Below are 16,690 nucleotides of genomic sequence, written 5' to 3' on the forward strand. Positions count from 1 at the left end.
CGACGGCCTGGCGGGAGCTCGAAGCGGAGACTCCCTGACAGGGAACGAACCTACCGAACAGAGGTTCCCGGGCGCGCCCTGACGTGGATACGCTCGCCCTGCGGGCCGAACAGGCTGAGGAACTCCACCGGCTGCGAACCGGCGTTGCCGAAGGCGTGCGGGGTCCGGGTGTCGAACTCGGCGGCCTCACCGGCCGTCAGCTCCAGGTCGTGCGGGCCGAGCACCAGCCGCAGCCTCCCGGACAGCACGTACAGCCACTCGTAGCCCTCGTGGACCTTCAGGTCCAGTTCGGGCCCGGTGTTCCGGCCGGGCGGCACGATGTGCTTGTACGCGTGCAGACCGCCGAGGTGGCGGGTGAGCGGGACGATGGTCTGGCCGTTCCTGGTCACCGGGCGCGGGTGGATGCGGGGGTCACCGGTCGCCGGGGCGCCCACCAGTTCGTCCAGCGGCACCCGGTACTCCCGGGCCAGCGGAAGCAGCAGTTCCAGGGTCGGCTTGCGCTGGCCGGACTCGAGCCGGGACAACGTGCTGAGCGAAATGCCGGTCGCCGCGGCCAGTTTGGCGAGCGTGGTGCCGCGCTCCCGGCGCAGGGCGCGCAGCCGGGGACCCACCGTGGTGAGGACGTTCTCGAACTCTTCGTCGGCCATGCCTGCTATTCGCCGGGATGGCAAGGGCCTTTGTCAATCCGGCACACCGGTGACGCCTGCCCGGGAGGGCTGAGCACGCGGCGGGGCCCGGTGACGATCCGCCGTTCGTCACCGGGCCCCGCCCTCCGGGTTCCCGCTTTCCGTGTTTCCAGTCACCGGTTTCCAGACACCGGTCGTCCGGACACCGGTCGCCGTCCGGACAGCGGCCGCCTTCCAACCACCGGTCGCCGTCCGGAAACCGGTCACCGATCGACCGACCCCTGGCCGGCCCCCGGGCGGGCGGCGCCGCGCTACCGGTACTCGCGCAGCCGGGGCCGCACCCCCACCGCGGTGAGCCCCAGCGCCGCCGCCAGCACCGCCCCGGCCAGGGCCACCGTGGTGCCGTCGAGGTCGCCGTCGGTCGCCGCGACCGCCGCGTCCATCGCCGTCCGGTTGACCGTGATGGTGTCCGCCATGGCCGCGCTCAGCTGCCCGAACTCGTAGTTGGACTGCCCCTTGGCGAGCCCGGTGTTGAGCGTGATGGCCTCCTTGAGCTTCCCCGCGTCGTGCAGGTCCCGCATCCGGCGGTCGATCACCTGGTACTCCTGGAAGGCGCCCAGGACCCGCTCGGCGGCGTCCTGTTCGCCGGGGAAGGTGACGTTGTGCAGCTCGCTGCCCAGGAAGCCGCCGAAGGGGACGGCCGAGCGGTCCGCCCGGTGCCGGTCGAAGGCGTCCTGCAGCTGGGAGCCGTAGCTGCCCATGGTCGCGCCGTCCAGGTGGACGACCGCCTGGCTCTGCTCCAGGTAGGCCTGCTCCCACACGGCCGCGCGGCCCTGGTCGATCAGGTAGCGGCTCTCGTCGGCGTTCATGTCGTACGCGACGGCGCGGGCCCGGCTGAGCGCGATCACCGAGTCGTAGGCGTTGCTCTTGGCCGTCACCAGGTGGTCCTCGGTGCGGCCCACCAGGTTCAGCCCGGTCACCAGCGCCACGCCGGTCAGCAGCGTGACGGCCGCCAGCGCGGGGTTGAGCACCCGGCGGTAGCGCACGGCCAGCACCCGCTGGAGCCCGGCCAGCGCCGCGAGGGCGAGCAGACCGACGACGAACAGCCACCACCAACCGCTGCCCAGGGCGTCGCGCTGCTGGGCGTAGACGTGGTCGACGGTGGCCTCGTTGGCAGCCGTGACCTGGTCGGCGGCGGGCAGCAGCTGATTGCGCAGCAGGTCGGAGGCCTGCCGGTAGGCGTCCAGGGCGGCGGGCGAGGGCCGGCCCGCCGGGGCCGCGGCCTGTTCCTCCAGCAGCTGGGCGCGGGCCACCAGGGCCTCGTAGCTGCCGAGCCGGCCGAGCACCAGCTGGACGGCGCGTTGCGCGGCCGGGTCGGTGGCGGCGGACTGGGCGGCCTGCTGGAGGTCGTCGTCGGCCTGGTTGCGGCGCTGCTCGTAGGTGTCCAGGGTCTGCTTGCGCAGCGCGGTGTAGTCCTGGTCGGCGCCGACCAGCAGCAGGTTGGCGGCCTGGGCGTCCATGTCGCTGAGCGCGAAGTAGAGATCGGAGGCGCGGGTGGCCTGCGGGGCGGCCCGGTGTCCGATGGTGTCGGTGCCGTCGCGGGCGCCGCCGAGGACGGCGGTGGCGGTGGCGCCGAGGCCGATCAGGCCGGCCAGGCTCAGTGCGGTGAGGCCGCGGACCAGGCGCGGGGTGGTCCAGTGGGCACGGCTGCCGACCGCGCGGAGGCTCCGGCCGAGCCGGGCCGGGAGGCCGGAGGGGATCGGCGGCCCGGCTGCTGGTCCGGGGCCGTCGTCCTCCCCCGCGTCCCCCTCCTCCGAGGTGGCCGAGGTGGCCGAGGTGGCTGTTGCGCCCGCTGCCGAGGTGGTCATGACGACACGTCCCTTTCCCCCGTCGTACGGCTCGCCGGGGCCCCGGAATGGGGCCCGAGCGCAGAACCGTTTCTCTCCGGCGCGCGACGCTAGTGCCGCGCCACCCGCGAAGGGACGTCTCCTGACGCCTCCTTGACGGTGCGGCCCGGGCTTCTTGACGCTTCCTTAACGTCCACCGCGGGAGTGGGGGTACCTGCCCTCGAGCCCGTTGCGACGTCAACCACACTGCGCTGCCGGAACGTTCGTCCAGCTGGAGCGATTACGGTCCGACGCCGCCGCCACTACGCTACGTCGCATGACTTCTTCGGAGACGGCCCCCGGGCGGGGTACGGCGGTGGTGATCGGCGGCGGGCTGGCCGGTGTGGTGGCGGCGTGGGCGCTGCGGGGCTTCGCCGAGCGGATCGTCGTGGTGGAGCGGGACCGGTACCCGGAGGAGCCGGCGTTCCGGGCCGGGGTGCCGCAGGGCCGGCACGCGCACCTGGTGCTGGAGGCGGGCCACCGGGCGCTGGAGGAGCTGATGCCCGGCATCAACCAGGAGCTGACGGCCGCGGGCGCGCATCGGGTCTCCACCTCGGGTGACCTCAAGTGGCTCAGTTCGGCCGGGTGGATGATCGACTACCCCGCCCGGATGACCTTCCTCTCCTGCACCCGTCCGGTGCTGGACAAGCTGGTGCTGGACCGGGTCCGCACCGAGCCCTCGATCGAGTTCCTGGAAGGCACCGACGTGGTCGGCCTGCTCGGCTCCGCGCAGGCGGTGACCGGGGTGAAGCTCCGCGAGCGGGGAGCCGGGCGCGGCTCGGAGCAGGAGACGGAGCGCGACTCGGCGCACGACGCGGCGCACGACTCGGAAGGCGGCTCGGAACGCGGCTCGGAACGCGGTGAAGTCCGGGATTTTCCTGCCGAGTTGGTGATCGATGCCTCCGGCCGATCGACCTCCGTGCCGAAGTGGCTCAGCGAACTGGGCTGCCGCCCGGTGCCCGAGGAGCGGGTGGACGCGGGCGTGGCCTACGCCTCCCGGCTGTTCCACCGTCCGCCCGGCGTCGACTTCGGCCACCAGGCGATCTACCTGCAGACCAAGGCCCCGGACAAGCCGCGGATGGGCGTGCTGCTGCCGGTGGAGGGCGACCGCTGGATCGTCAGCCTGGCCGGGATGCGCGGTGCCGAACCCGAGCCCGGCGAGGCGGGCTTCACCAAGCACCTGTCCCAACTGCGCGACCCGGGCCTGAGCGAGATGCTGCGGGAGGCCGAACCCGCGAGCGAGGTGCGCGGCTTCCTCCCCGGCCCGGGCGTGCGGCGCCACTACGAGCGCAGCTCCCCGGCGGGCCTGGTGGCGGTCGGCGACGCCGCGAGCACCTTCAACCCGGTGTACGGCCAGGGCGTCACCATCTCGTTGTTCTGCGCCCAGGTGCTGCGCCGGACGGCCCTGCGGCACGGCGACATCGGGCCCGCCACGGCCCGGGACGCCCGGCGGGAGATCGCGGCGGTGTCCAAGAACGCCTGGATGATGTCCTGCGCCGAGGACGTGCGCTTCGCCGCCACCACCGGCGGACCCACCGGAGCCCTGATCAGGCTCCAGCACCGCTACCTGGACAGGGTCCTGCACGGCGCGACCCGCAACCCCGAGGTCACGGCGGCCTTCCACGAGGTGCTGTCGCTGGTCGAGCCGCCGACCCGGCTGTTCCACCCCTCGGTGGTGGCCGCCGTCCTGCGCGGCTGAGGGACGTCCGTACGGGGGCGCGCACCGGCACTCGCCCGGTGCGCGCCCCCGTGCGGCGGCCGCCCGGTCCGAGCGCTCCCGTTAATTCGGATGCGTCCGTTCCGAGCCGCGGCTACCCTGGCCGACATGTCTACGCCCCGAATTTCCTAGCTGACGGACCGCCTCCACGCCACCCGTGTGTCCGCTAGCTGTTTCGGAGCGTTATCCCGTGATCACCACCCATGGTGTCGACGTGCGCGTCGGCGCCCGCCTGCTGCTGTCCGACGTCACCCTGCACATCGCCCCCGGCGACCGGATCGGCCTGGTCGGCCGCAACGGCGCCGGAAAGACCACCCTGCTCGCCACCCTCGCCGGGCAGCTGCCGCCCGCCGCCGGAACGGTCACCTGCACCGGCCCGGTCGGCTACCTCCCGCAGGACTCCCGCGCCGCCGACCCGGCCGTCACCGTCACCGACCGCATCCTGTCCGCCCGCGGTCTGGACGCCGCCGTGCGCGCGCTGCGCGCCGCCGAGGAGGCGATGGCACTGGCCGGCTCCCCCGCCGAGGAGCGTCGGGCGATGGACGCCTACACGCGCGCCGACGCCCGGTTCCAGTCCCGCGGCGGCTACGCGGCCGAGGCCGAGGCCGCCAGGGTCGCGGCCGGGCTCGGGCTGCCCGCCCGGGTGATGGACTCCCCCGTCGGCACGCTGTCCGGCGGCCAGCGCCGCCGGGTCGAGCTGGCCCGCATCCTGTTCGCGGACCACGGCACCCTGCTGCTGGACGAGCCCACCAACCACCTGGACGCCGACTCGATCACCTGGCTGCGCGGATTCCTCGCCACCCACCAGGGAGGGCTGGTCCTGATCAGCCACGACCTCGGCCTGCTGGAGGAGACCGTCAACCGGGTCCTCCACCTGGACCCGCAGCGCGCCGTGATCGACGTCCACAACACCGGCTGGCAGGCCTACCTGGCCCAGCGCGAGGCCGACGAGCGCCGCCGCACGCGGGAGCGGGCCAACGCCGAACGCAAGGCCGCCGCCCTGCACGCCCAGGCCGACCGGATGCGGTCCAACGTCGCCACCGCGACCACCGCCCGCAGCATGGCCCGCCGCGCCGACCGGATGCTCGCCGAGCTCGAACCCGTCCGGCAGGCCGAACGCACCGCCCGCATCCGGCTGCCCGAGCCCGCGCCCTGCGGGCGGATGCCGCTCGGTGCGATCAGCCTCACCAAGGCCTACGGCGGCCGGGCGGTGCTGAGCGGCCTGGACCTCGCCGTCGACCGCGGCGGCCGACTGGTCGTGCTCGGCCTCAACGGCGCCGGGAAGACCACCCTGCTGCGCATCCTGGCCGGCCACGAACAGCCGGACACCGGGCGGGTCGTCCCCGGAACCGGCCTGCGGCTCGGCTACTTCGCCCAGGAACACGACACCCTGGACCCGGCGCTCAGCGTCCGCGACAACCTCGCCCTGGCCGCACCCGACCTGACCGACGGCGAACTGCGGACCGTCCTCGGCGCGTTCCTCTTCCGCGGCGACGACGCCGACAAGCCCGCAGGCGTCCTCTCCGGAGGTGAGAAGACCCGGCTGGCCCTGGCCGCCCTGGTCCACTCCGGGGCCAACGTGCTGCTCCTCGACGAGCCGACCAACAACCTGGACCCGGCCTCCCGGGCGGAGGTCCTGGCCGCGGTCGGCACCTACCCGGGCGCGATCGTGATGGTCACCCATGACCCGGGCGCCATCGAGGCCCTGCGGCCCGACCGTGTCCTGCTCCTGCCGGACGGCGACGAGGACCTCTGGCACGACGAGTACCTGGACCTGGTCGCCCAGGCCTGACGCCCCGCTCGGCCCGCCGGCCTCCCCGGCGGGCCGAGCTGCGGACTGCGGCGGGCTTCGGCGGGCCGAGCGACGGGCTGCGGCGGGCCGGACCGGGGCTTGGGCGCGCCCCGGCGGCCCGTCATGGCTTGCGTGCCTCGCTCAGGAAGCGCGCCGAGTGGACGACGAACGGCCCCTCAGCCCGGATCAGGGCGTCCAGTTCACGCAGCCGGTCCGGGTACGCCTCGACGCCGGCGTCGAACTGCCTGAGCAACGGCATACCGATCACGGACGTGGCGGAATGGATGGGCCACCGAAGCGTCGATGTTGAAGCCGCCGATGCACGGCGAGAACACGTAGCAGGCGGAGGCGTCGAGCGTGGGGGTGCCGCCGACCTCGACGTAGAGGGTCTGCCCGGCGGACAGCCCGGTGACCGTGCCCGAGACCTGCGCGCCGCGGCCGCCGGGCGTCTTGTTGGCACCCTCCAGGCCGCCGGCCGCGCCGATCGCCGTGACGTCGACCTGGGTGACGCCGCTCGGGACGGTGAACGTCTGCTCGGCGCCCGTGAAGGCGAACGTACAGGTGGTGGTGGGGCCCGAGACCGTGCAGGTGCCCTGCGCGTGGGCGGTCCCGGACAGCGCCACCGGGGCGATGCCGGCGACACAGAGCATGCTGGCCGCAACGGCCAGCGCGGATCCGCGGCGACCGGCCGAACCGGCACGGCCCCCGCTCGTACCCGGGCCCGGCTGACCGGCGGCAACCGGCCCTTCGCACTCCAGGCTGGCGACCCTTATCGCCCGCCCGGTCGGCGGCACCGAGCGGGCGGACGGCAAGGGTCGCCAGCCGCCGATGGCCGTCACCCCCGCTGGGTGACGGCCACCGAACAGGGCTCACACCGTGGTCACTAGCACGACCACGGCGTGGTGACGTGGCCCGTCACGGTGTCAACCGCCACCGTCCTGCCCTCGCTGGGAATGCAGAAGTAGTAGGTGGGATGCGGGTTCTGCACGACGGGCTCATTGAGGTACAGGGGCTTGAACGCGCCGGTGTGCCCGGCCTTGACGGCCAGATCGTGGGCCTGGACCTCCGTCATGGTGAACGGGGAGATGGCCTGGATCCCGATCGGGACGCTCCACGGCTGCGTGCTCTGGTACTGACCGGTGGTCGAGTACTTGTACTCGAAGGACGGCTCCGAGTCCTTGGCCCGGAAGCGGATCCACCAGGCCTGGACGTCGTTGGGGTTGGTCGTGGGTGTCAGCAGGACGGCGTCCGCGTCGTAGAACTGCGAGCCGGGGTGCTCCTGCTGCGCCTTCACCTTGGCCTCCCGCACGATCTGTGTGAGCGGGAGGTGGGGTGCCGCGCTGGCGGTGGACGGGGCGATCGGCAGCAGCGACAGGGCCGTGGCGGTCGCGGCGAGCCCGATCCGTGCCCGAGGGCGGCGGCGTGATGTCCCGCACCCGTTCAGTGCGGGTGTCGCGGGCGTGCGGGCGGTGCGCGTGGTGTTCATGTCCTTCATCTCCTTCGACCCGGACCCTGCGTGGTCACGGTGGAAGTCGACTGCCGGGTTCGGCGTGGGCGGTGGCCGACGGGCGAGAGGTCCTCGGCCGGGCTCCGCGGGGATGCAGCCTCCCGGGGTCCAACGGTAGGAAGGTCTCCGGGCGCCGTCTCCTGGCCGTCATCCTCGCTGAGCCGAACAGGCGAACCTCTCACCCGGAGCGATGCCCGTCCGGGGTTTTGCCGCGCGGTCCCGGCCGGTGGGCCCGATCCTGTGCCGCTCCTTGATCATCGCTGACTGTTACAAGGTGGTGACACGATCTTCTCGAAGTAGGCGTCCCAGCCGTCGTACTCGGGGTTGGTGGACTCCTTCCACGTCTTGGTGCGCTGGAAGGTGACGCCTCGTCGGGCGAGCAGCCAGCGCAGGGCCTCGCGGCCGATGCGGATCACCCGGCCGTGGACCCTCCGAAGATACTCTTCCGCGAGCACCCGCAGACGGCGCGGACGGCCGGCTACTCCCCGGCCGACGAGGATCGGGCGACCTTCAGGTCGCGCCGGCTCGTGACACGCAGCCGATGGGCGGGGCTGCCGTGAGTGCGCCGTCGGCTGGACACGCCCCCGGCGTCAGCCGTCCGCGACGGCCTTCGCCCAGCCCAGGGCGACCGTCTCCTTCGCCTTCTCCGTCTGCGCATCCGTCGGGAACTCGGGCGTTCCCTCAACCGTCGGCAATCTTGCGAAGGCGGCCTCGTCGAGGGTGCCGTCCTTCTTCATGACGTCGAGGAGCACAGGGCGGGCGTAGCCGTTGAGCCGGAGGTTCTGACCCTCGGTGCTGAAGAGGTACTCCTGCCACAGGCGGGCGGCCGCCGGGTGCGGGGCGTCCTTGTTGATCGCCAGCGCGTAGTACTGGGCGAAGCTGCCGTCGAAGGGGATCGAGACCTGCCAGTTGACGCCTTTGCTGCGGAGCTGATCGGTGTAGTTGAGGTTGACGAAGTCCCAGTTGATGCTGATGGGCGTCTGGCCGCTCGCGACCGTGACCGAGGTGGCACCGACCGGGTTGAGGTTGCCCGCCTGCTTGAGCTTGGCGAAGAAGTCGAGGCCGGGCTGGATGTTGTCGAACGATCCGCCGTTCGCCAGGGCCGCCGCGTAAACGCTGGCGAATCCGGTCTCGGAACGGGTGGGGTCGCCCTCAAGCGCGACCTTGCCCTGGTAAGCGGGTTTCAGCAGATCCGCGAAGGTCTGGGGACAGATCTCGACGCGGTTCGCGTCGCAGCCGATGGAGATGTAGCCCCCGTAGTTGTTGGACCAACGGGCATGCGGGTCCTTCTGGTTGCTCGGGATCGAGCTGTACGCGGCGACCTTGTACGGCGCGAGCAGGTTCTGCGGGCCTGCTGCCCGGGCGAACGTGTCTCCCACGTCGATGACGTCGGGGGCACTCTGCTGTTTCCCGTTCTTCTTGATGGCGTCGATCTCGTCCTGGCTGTGACCCAGAGGATCGTCGACCGTGACCGTGATCCCGTACTTCTTCTCGAAGCCGTCGATCAGGCCGCCGTAGTCGGCCCAGTCGCGGGGGATCGCGATCGCTCTGAGCGTGCCCTCCTTCTTCGCCGCGGCGGTCAGTGCGTCCATGCCGCCCACGTCCCTCGCGGAGGTGGCCACCGACGGATCCTTGGGGGCGGCGGGCGGTGTGTGGCCGCACGCCCCCAGGCCCACGGCCAGGAGGACCAAGCAGCCGGAGACGGTCGCCGCTCGGGCACGGGATGCGGTCACGATGACTCCAGACGTCTTTCGGGGGTCACGCGCGGGTTCTCGCCGGGACCTTTCACTGCCGGGGTGGCGCTCTCATGGAGGTGTTGTTCGGCCCAGATGACTTTGCCGTTGGGGGTGTAGCGGGTGCCCCAGCGCTCGGAGAGCTGGGCGACCAGGAACAGCCCCCGCCCGCCCTCGTCGGTGCTGACCGCGTACCGCAGGTGCGGGGAGGTGCTGCTGCCGTCGGAGACCTCGCAGATGAGTGCCCGGTCACGGAGCAGCCGGAGCTGGATCGGACCGACGGCGTACCGGATGGCGTTGGTGACCAGCTCGCTGACGATCAGCTCGGTGGCGAAGGCCATCTCGTCCAGCCCCCACTCGGTGAGCCGTTCCGCGACGCCGGCCCGGACCCGGGCGACGGCGGCCGGGTCGGCCGGGACGTGCCAGGTGGCGACCCGGTCGGCCGGCAGCGCCCTGGTCCGGGCGACCAACAGGGCGATGTCGTCGGTCGGGTTGGCCGGCAGCAGGGCGTTCAGCACCGCCTCGCAGGTGTCGTCGGGGCTGCGGTCGCCCTGGCCGAGGGTGGTGCGCAGCAGTTCGAGGCCGACGTCGATGTCCCGGGAGCGGTCCTCGACCAGCCCGTCGGTGTAGAGGACCAGCCGGGTGCCCTCCCGCAGCTGTAGTTCGGCGTTCTCGAACGGCAGGTCGACCAGACCGAGCGGCGGCCCGGCGGGCAACTCGGGGAACTCCACCGAGCCGTCCGGGTGGACCAGGGCCGGCAGCAGGTGCCCGGCCCGGGCTACGACGCAGCGCAGGGTGACCGGGTCGTAGATGGCGTACAGACAGGTCGCGCCGGTGATGGCGTCGCTGTCCTTGGCTGCCCGGTCCCGGTCGATCTGGTTGACCAGGTCGTCCAGGTGGCCGAGCAGTTCGTCCGGGGGCAGGTCGAGGGAGGAAAAGCTGTGCACGGCGGTGCGCAGCTGGCCCATGGTCGCGGCGGCGTGCAGGCCGTGGCCGACCACGTCGCCCACCATCAGGGCGACCCGGGCCCCGGGCAGCGGAATCACGTCGAACCAGTCGCCGCCCACGCCGGCCTCGGCGGGCAAGTAGCGGTAGGCGACGTCCAGGGCGCTCTGCTCGGGCAGTCGGCCGGGTAGCAGGCTGTGCTGGAGGGCGACGGACATCCGGTGCTCGCGGGTGTAGCGGCGGGCATTGTCGATGCCGACAGCGGCCCGGGCGACCAGCTCCTCGGCCAGCGAGAGGTCGTCCTGGTCGAACGGCTCCGGTGAGGCCGCGCGCCAGAAGGCGGCCACGCCGAGAACCCGGCCCCGGGCGAGCAGCGGCACGCTCAGCAGCGAGTGGATGCCGTGGTCGACCGTGCGCTGGGCCCGGTCCGGGGCGTCGTCCTGCCGGACGACGGCGCTGGTCAGATCCGTCTCGATCACGGACTCGCCGTGATGAAGGCTGCGGCCGAGCGGGGCGGTGGGATCGATCGGAATGGTCGCACCGACGGGATGGAACGGCGTGTCCGCGTGGACGCCGCTCAGCCCGGCGCGCCGCAGTCGGAGGATCCGAGTGCCGGTGGGCTCGTCGCCGTGCAGGACGGGCTCCGCGAGGTCGACGGTGGCGTGGTCGGCGAAGCTCGGGACGGCCGCCTCGGCGAGTTCCTGGGCGGTGCGCACCACGTCGAGCGTGGTGCCGATCGTGCTGCCGGCTTCATACAGCATCTTGAGGCGCTCGTTGGCCGCCTCGGCCTTGTCGGACAGGGCTCGCAGGTCGGTGGAGTCACGCAGGGTCGCGACCCGCCCGGGCGGTCCCCCGTCGCGGTCGGTGGCCCGAATGTTCACCGAGAGAAGGCGGTCGCCGGAGCCGACCACGCCGTCGGTGACCACTCGCCCCGAGGCCAGCAACTCGGCGACCGGGTCGCCCAGGCCCAGCTCGGTGATCGGACGGCCTTCGCAGTCGACGGGCAGGCCGAGCATCCGGGAGGCCTCGTCGTTGGCCAGCAGCACGCGGCCGTCCTCGCCGAGGATCAGCACGCCCTCCCGGACCGCGTGCAACACGGCGTCGTGGTGCTCGTACATCCTGGTCATCTCGGCCGGGCCCAGGCCGTGGGTCTGCCGCTGCAGCCGACGGCTCACCAGACTCGTCCCGCCCGCACCGATGGCAAGAGCCAACGCGGCACCGCCGAACAGGACTGGCAGCTGCTGGTTGACCCTGTGCTGTACCTTCCCGACCGTGACCGGGGAGGAGACGATGGCGACGACGGAGCCGTCGGCGGCCTTGACGGGTACCGCCGAGATCACGGAGAGGCCCAGCGATCCGTGGAAGGTGCTGGTGAAGGGCTTGCCGGTCGCCGCCTGCGCGTAGGGACCGATGACGTGCTTCCCGATCTGGTTCGGGTCGCTGTGGGTGAGCGTGATCCCGTCCAACCGGTAGACGATGATGGCATCCACGCCGGCGGCCTTCCGGGCCGCCTCGGCGTACGGCTGCAGGGCTGCGGTCGGGTCGGGACTGCTCAGTGCCGTCAGGATCCCCGGAGAGTTCGCGAACGCCTGCGCCGCCGCGAGCGTCCGGCTCTGGGCATCCGCGGTGGCGTCGCGCCGAGCCCCGACCACGAGAGCTCCCAGCGCGGCGGCGACGATCAGCAGCATCACCGCCAGTTGCAGGAGGAACACCGGGCCGGCGAGGCTGCGCGGGCTCAGCAGGCCCTTGAACAGCCGCCCAGGCCTTCCCGCACCCGGCCGACCGGGTTCTTGGCGTCCTTGCCCGCTGCGCCGCGGGCGAGCAAGCCGCCCGGGCACATCAGGACTTCGCTGCAAGTCGACCAAGCCAGGCCCAGCCTTGTTCCAGGACAACGGGGACAAATACCATTGTCAACGCCAAACGGCCCGAGTTCGACCGTCGGCTTGCGTTCTGCGGGTCTGCCGCCGCATCCAGCCCGGCAGCGGGAAGAACTCTCCGGGCGGTTGCGGGTCTCGATCACACCGCCCGTGTAGAGAAGCAGCAGGTCGCCACGGGTGAAACGGACGGATTCGACGCTGTAGTCTCCACCGATCAGCTCCGCGAGGTCGAGAAGCGGCGAGGGAGCCGTGGGCTGCAGGATGCCCAGCGGCCCGGCGTGCAGGAGCAGCGGCGATCTTGGGGCGCAGAACGGCGTCGACCTGGTCGCCGGTCAGGCCGGCCAGCGGGCGTCGGCGGTGACCCCGGCCGCGTGCACCACGGCGGTCAGCGGGCGGTCGGCCGGGAGGCCGGCGAGCAGCGCGGCCACGGCGGCACGGTCGGCGGTGTCGCAGGCGACGGCGGTGGCCCGGGCGCCCGGCGCGGTGAGCTCGGCGAGGAGTTCCCGGGCCCCGGCGCCTCCGAACCCCGGCGGCTGACCAGCAGGAGGTTCCGAGCACCGTGCCGGGTGACCAGATGGCGGGCGACCAGCCCGCCCAGGGTGCCGGTGCCGCCGGTGACCCGGACGGTGCCGGGGCCGTCCAGCCGGGCGGGCATGGTCAGCACCGCCTTGCCGATGTGCCGGGCCTGTTGCACGTGCCGGAACGCCTCGGGGGCGCGGTGCACCGGCACCGGTTCGCCGGTGACGGTCGAGTGGAACGGCACCCGGGCCGGGAGCGGGCGACGTCCCAAGTGCGGACCACATACCGTCCGGCGCGGTTCCGTGGACGGCATGGAACGCGTGGGTCGGCCCGCCGGACGGCCAGGGTCTCCTGCGCGGCGGGCGACAAGCCGGCCCGCTAGCAGCCGGCGCAGTTCCTCCGGCTCCAGGGCCTCGACCTAGTGTCGAGCGACGACACCAGCGGACACCGATCCGTCAATTTGGACATTGCGGCCAAATCATCGCTTCCCCGATTATGCTCTTGTGGATCCCCGAGTCGAGGATGACGCTGGATGTAGAAGCACATCGAGAGAAGGTGTGACCATGTCATTCCTCGCAAGTATCCGTTCCTTCGTGCGCGACGGTGGAGACCACGGCGGTCGCGGCGGTTACGGCTTCGACGACTTCACGCGCCACGGTGGAGACCACGGCGGTCGCGGCGGTTACGGCTTTGACGACTTCATGCGCCACGGTGGTGACCACGGCGGCGACTACGGCGACGACTACGGCGACTACGGCGACTGGGGCGACTAGTTGCCGTTAGTATCTGTACGAATCCACTCTGAGAGCGGGCCGGGCATCTGTGCCCGGCCTTGCCGCTGGGTCGGGGGACCGGGTTCGAGGCGAGCGGGAAGACCGTGAGATGACCAGGAAACGCTACCTGCGGTCCGTGCTGCGACGGTTTCTCACGGTCGCCGAGACCGCCGACCCAGCCGTGGTCCCCACCGCACCGCCGGTTCCACTCCGGGAGGTCTTCCAGCGTTTCTGGCCGTACACCAGGGGCGGCCGCCGCTGGCTGGTGGTGCTGCTGGCGCTGGTCGCGGTGGCCCCGGCGATCGAGGTGGCGGAGATCTGGCTTTTCAAGATCGTGATCGACGACATGCTCATTCCGCACCGGCTGAGCCTGTTCTTCCCGATCGCCCTCGCGTACGCCTTGCTCGCCCTGCTCTCCGGAGTACTGGGATTCGCCGACCGGGTGACCTCCACCTGGGTCAGCGAGCGGTTCCTACTCATCCTGCGGTCGGACGTCTTCCGGCACCTCCAGGGCCTGTCACTGGGGTTCTTCGAACGGCGGCGGCTCGGCGACGTGCTGTCCCGGGTGACCGGCGACGTCGACGCGGTCGAGACCTTCCTGCTCTCCGGGCTCGTCAGCGCGGTCAGCCAGGCGATGCGGCTGGGCATCTACGTCGGCGTACTGCTGGTGCTGCGCTGGGACCTGACGCTGACCGCACTGGTCGCCGCACCGCTGTTCTTCCTCACCGCCCGCCGCTTCGCGAAGCTGATCCGGGCGGCCTCACGCGAGCGCCGCAGGCGCGCCGGTTCGATCAGCGCCGTCACCGAGGAGTCACTCGGCAACATCGCACTCGTCCAGGCGTACAACCGCCAGGACTGGGAGCACGCCAGGTTCCAGCGCGAAAGCGTCGGTCGCTACCACGCGGCGATGGCCTCCGCCCGGATCGGAGCGCTCTACGGGCCGACGGTCGACTTCATCGAACTGCTTGGCGGCATGGTGGTGATGGGGCTCGGGGCCTGGGAGCTGGTGCACGGACGGCTCACGCTCGGCGGGCTGATGGTCTTCCTCGCCCTGCTGAGCAGGCTCTACGGCCCGATCCAGGGCATGTCCGGACTCGGCACCACCTTCTACGCGGCCTCCGCCGCCGCCGAGCGGATCATCGAACTGCTCGACCAGCGCCCACAGGTGAGCGAGGCGGCCGCCCCCCGGGCGATCGGCCGCACCCAGGGCGAGATCGAGTTCGACGACGTCACCTTCCGCTATCCGGAGACGGAAGTCCCCGCGCTGTCGGGCGTGTCGTTCAAGGTGGCGCCCGGGGAGATGCTGGCCCTGGTCGGCGCCAGCGGCGCGGGCAAGTCCACCGTCGCCAAACTGCTGCTGCGCTTCTACGACCCGCACGGCGGCACGGTCCGGCTGGACGGCCTCGACCTGCGCGAACTGGCCCTCACCCAGCTGCGCGAGAACGTCGCGGTGGTACTCCAGGAGACCCTGGTCTTCCACGGCACCGTCCGGGAGAACATCGCCTACGGACGCCCGGAGGCGAGCGAGGCCGAGATCCGGGCGGCCGCCCGGGCCGCAGACGCCCACGGGTTCATCAGCCTGCTCCCGGACGGCTACGACACCGTGGTGGGCCAACGCGGCCGGCTGCTCTCCGGCGGCCAGCGCCAGCGTCTGGCCATCGCCCGCGCGATGATCAGGGACGCGCCCGTCCTCGTCCTGGACGAGCCGACCACGGGCCTGGACGCCGAGTCGGCCCGGCGGATCATGGGCCCGCTGCGCCTGCTGATGGCCGGCCGCACGACGGTCATCATCTCGCACAACCTGCTCACCGTCCGAGACGCCAACCAGATCGTCCTGCTCGAACAGGGCCGGCTCGCCGCCCACGGCACCCACGACGAACTCATCGCCCGCAGCCCCGCCTACGCCGCCCTCCACCGGCTGCACCACCCGCCGGACGCCCCCGCCACGTCCGTCTCCTGAGCCCTCCGAGCCGCGGCTTGAAGGCGGCACGCCCCGGTGGCCGGCGCAGAGTCGGTCTCGGCCGCACGCCACCGGGCTGACCGCCACGCCGGACAGTCGCCGAGCCACCCCTCGGCGACCTCGGCGAGCCGTGCCGGGACCGGCGGCGTGCGGCCGAGGCCGTGGACGGCCTCGGTCAGCCCGAGCACAATCACCGGAGCGGACCTCCGTCCACGGTCTCCCATGTCATCGGTCCCCGCAGCGTCCCCGGGCCCGTAGCTCCGCTCCGGACGCGTCCCCTCAGCCTTGCGGGCGATCTACCCGCTCTCGTCGAGAGCGAGTCGCGGAGTTCGGACACTCTAACCGAGAAAGTCACTGATTAGTTCGCTGCTCTCTAATCGTGGCAACACCGATCCCTCGAGCGATGGGGGTGCTCTTGCGATGAGCAACAACCGCCCTCAATCTCCGCCTGAGTTTCGGCGGATTTCTGGCACGGCCTGCCGGGCAGCTTTTCTCGCGCCGATTTCGCGCCTGTATTTCACGGGGCAGAGGGCAGGCCGTTCGGGCCGGGGCTGGCGCTTCGGCGGGGGCGGTCTCGCCAGTTGGCGCGTCCGGCGACGCGCCACGCAGCGGGCGGTGCGGAGTTGAGGCCTGCGGCGGGCCGGGGATTGCCGGTCACGACCGGACGGGCCGCGGCGGCACCTCGTGTTCGGGCGGCCCTGCGGGCCCTGCCCGGAGTAGGGGCCGGTGCGGCGGGGGCTCAGACCGTGACGGCGGCGGCCCGGGCCTCCATGTCGCCCAGGGCCACGAGGTAGCGCTCGGCGTCCAGGGCGGCGGTGTAGCCGGCCGGGCCGGAACCGATGACGACGACCTCGCGCACCTCGGCGCCGGTTTCGGAGTTCGTCGACATGCTGGTGTCTGTTCTCCTGCTCAGCAGCGGCCTTGGTGTCGGTCTCGGCGATCAGGCCCTCGATGAGGCCCTTGGTCTCGTCGCAGATCGGGCGGACGGCCTCGAACGCCTTGGCCTGCCGGGTCCTCGCCGGACGCCAGATCCACCCCACCGGCCAACAACGGGCTGCGGACTTCGCCGGGCAGCGGGTCGTCGTGGTGGGCGGCGGCAACTCGACTGACGGCCTCCACCGCCGAGTGTGCCGTGACCTACTTGACAGCTGCGCTCGGTCGCGTGCGGTTCCTCCCAGCGAGCGGCCTCCTCGGAACGGGACTCCTCCAGGAAATCCGTTTCGCTACACGAAGTGCGCTGTTCGCTCACATACAGTAACCAACGGGTTGCATCCCTTCCGCCATCCCCCGGCAGGTGCAACGCGGTTGTCTGTCTTGTCTGAAAATGCCACCCGGCCTGGTCCTGGATCGCACCC

11 protein-coding genes and 2 pseudogenes are annotated in these 16,690 nt (G+C 72.0%); 4 read left to right on the forward strand and 9 right to left on the reverse strand.

What is annotated here, in order from left to right:
- Positions 1-50: 50 nt before the first annotated feature.
- Together HS99_RS16235 and HS99_RS16240 are read right to left on the reverse strand one after the other, a co-directional pair.
- Positions 51-647 carry a helix-turn-helix domain-containing protein gene (locus HS99_RS16235; protein ID WP_030284695.1) on the reverse strand — a complete coding sequence of 199 codons (597 nt, stop codon included), beginning with the start codon at positions 645-647 and terminating at the stop codon, positions 51-53.
- 290 nt (positions 648-937) lie between these two features.
- The gene (locus tag HS99_RS16240) at positions 938-2,494 is read right to left on the reverse strand and encodes a GlnX family signal transduction membrane protein (protein WP_030552965.1); all 1,557 of its coding nucleotides are present in this window, start codon (positions 2,492-2,494) and stop codon (positions 938-940) included.
- Positions 2,495-2,789: 295 nt separating this feature from the next.
- Between HS99_RS16240 and HS99_RS16245 the strand changes: the two genes are divergently transcribed.
- Entirely contained in the window at positions 2,790-4,211 is a 1,422-nt protein-coding gene (locus HS99_RS16245; RefSeq protein ID WP_030284691.1) for an NAD(P)/FAD-dependent oxidoreductase, read from the forward strand.
- Between the two features lie 208 nt (positions 4,212-4,419).
- Positions 4,420-6,021: an ABC-F family ATP-binding cassette domain-containing protein gene (locus HS99_RS16250; RefSeq protein WP_030552966.1), complete on the forward strand. Its 1,602-nt coding sequence runs from the start codon at positions 4,420-4,422 to the stop codon at positions 6,019-6,021.
- 200 nt (positions 6,022-6,221) lie between these two features.
- On the opposite strand, the gene HS99_RS16255 is transcribed toward HS99_RS16250, so the two are convergent.
- The 6 genes and pseudogenes from HS99_RS16255 to HS99_RS48705 all read right to left on the reverse strand — a co-directional run.
- Positions 6,222-6,671, reverse strand: a complete 450-nt coding sequence (locus HS99_RS16255; RefSeq protein ID WP_030552967.1) for a hypothetical protein — start codon at positions 6,669-6,671, stop codon at positions 6,222-6,224.
- 233 nt (positions 6,672-6,904) lie between these two features.
- Positions 6,905-7,507 carry a hypothetical protein gene (locus HS99_RS16260; RefSeq protein WP_070043277.1) on the reverse strand — a complete coding sequence of 201 codons (603 nt, stop codon included), beginning with the start codon at positions 7,505-7,507 and terminating at the stop codon, positions 6,905-6,907.
- A gap of 332 nt (positions 7,508-7,839) precedes the next feature.
- Positions 7,840-7,971 (reverse strand): annotated as a pseudogene (locus HS99_RS48150) (IS630 family transposase); the annotation flags it as partial.
- A 147-nt stretch (positions 7,972-8,118) separates the two neighbouring features.
- Complete coding sequence (locus HS99_RS16265) at positions 8,119-9,261, reverse strand: ABC transporter substrate-binding protein (protein WP_030284683.1); 1,143 nt, start codon at positions 9,259-9,261, stop codon at positions 8,119-8,121.
- On the reverse strand, positions 9,258-11,918 hold the full coding sequence (locus tag HS99_RS16270) for a SpoIIE family protein phosphatase (RefSeq protein ID WP_050366337.1): 2,661 nt from the start codon (positions 11,916-11,918) through the stop codon (positions 9,258-9,260). Before HS99_RS16270 ends, HS99_RS16265 begins: the two co-directional genes overlap by 4 nt.
- A 450-nt stretch (positions 11,919-12,368) precedes the next feature.
- Positions 12,369-12,720, reverse strand: a pseudogene (locus tag HS99_RS48705) (SDR family NAD(P)-dependent oxidoreductase); the annotation flags it as partial.
- Between the two features lie 445 nt (positions 12,721-13,165).
- On the opposite strand from HS99_RS48705, the gene HS99_RS16280 reads away from it, so the two are divergent.
- Positions 13,166-13,375, forward strand: a complete 210-nt coding sequence (locus tag HS99_RS16280; protein ID WP_141763737.1) for a hypothetical protein — start codon at positions 13,166-13,168, stop codon at positions 13,373-13,375.
- Positions 13,376-13,484: 109 nt separating this feature from the next.
- Positions 13,485-15,335 (forward strand): ABC transporter ATP-binding protein, encoded by a 1,851-nt coding sequence (locus HS99_RS16285; protein ID WP_043480707.1) that lies wholly within the window; start codon positions 13,485-13,487, stop codon positions 15,333-15,335.
- 739 nt (positions 15,336-16,074) lie between these two features.
- Here the strand turns inward: HS99_RS16285 and HS99_RS44950 are convergent.
- Positions 16,075-16,224: a hypothetical protein gene (locus HS99_RS44950; RefSeq protein WP_157881880.1), complete on the reverse strand. Its 150-nt coding sequence runs from the start codon at positions 16,222-16,224 to the stop codon at positions 16,075-16,077.
- Positions 16,225-16,690: the final 466 nt, after the last annotated feature.

Origin of the sequence: Kitasatospora aureofaciens (assembly GCF_001188955.3) — a bacterium.
Classification (GTDB): domain Bacteria; phylum Actinomycetota; class Actinomycetes; order Streptomycetales; family Streptomycetaceae; genus Kitasatospora; species Kitasatospora aureofaciens.

Coding starts and splice junctions, on each gene's coding strand:
- HS99_RS44950 (WP_157881880.1), bottom strand. CDS start 16,224: ATGTCGACGAACTCCGAAACCGGCGCCGAGGTGCGCGAGGTCGTCGTC.
- HS99_RS16245 (WP_030284691.1), top strand. CDS start 2,790: ATGACTTCTTCGGAGACGGCCCCCGGGCGGGGTACGGCGGTGGTGATC.
- HS99_RS16255 (WP_030552967.1), bottom strand. CDS start 6,671: ATGCTCTGTGTCGCCGGCATCGCCCCGGTGGCGCTGTCCGGGACCGCC.
- HS99_RS16235 (WP_030284695.1), bottom strand. CDS start 647: ATGGCCGACGAAGAGTTCGAGAACGTCCTCACCACGGTGGGTCCCCGG.
- HS99_RS16240 (WP_030552965.1), bottom strand. CDS start 2,494: ATGACCACCTCGGCAGCGGGCGCAACAGCCACCTCGGCCACCTCGGCC.
- HS99_RS16280 (WP_141763737.1), top strand. CDS start 13,166: ATGTCATTCCTCGCAAGTATCCGTTCCTTCGTGCGCGACGGTGGAGAC.
- HS99_RS16285 (WP_043480707.1), top strand. CDS start 13,485: ATGACCAGGAAACGCTACCTGCGGTCCGTGCTGCGACGGTTTCTCACG.
- HS99_RS16260 (WP_070043277.1), bottom strand. CDS start 7,507: ATGAACACCACGCGCACCGCCCGCACGCCCGCGACACCCGCACTGAAC.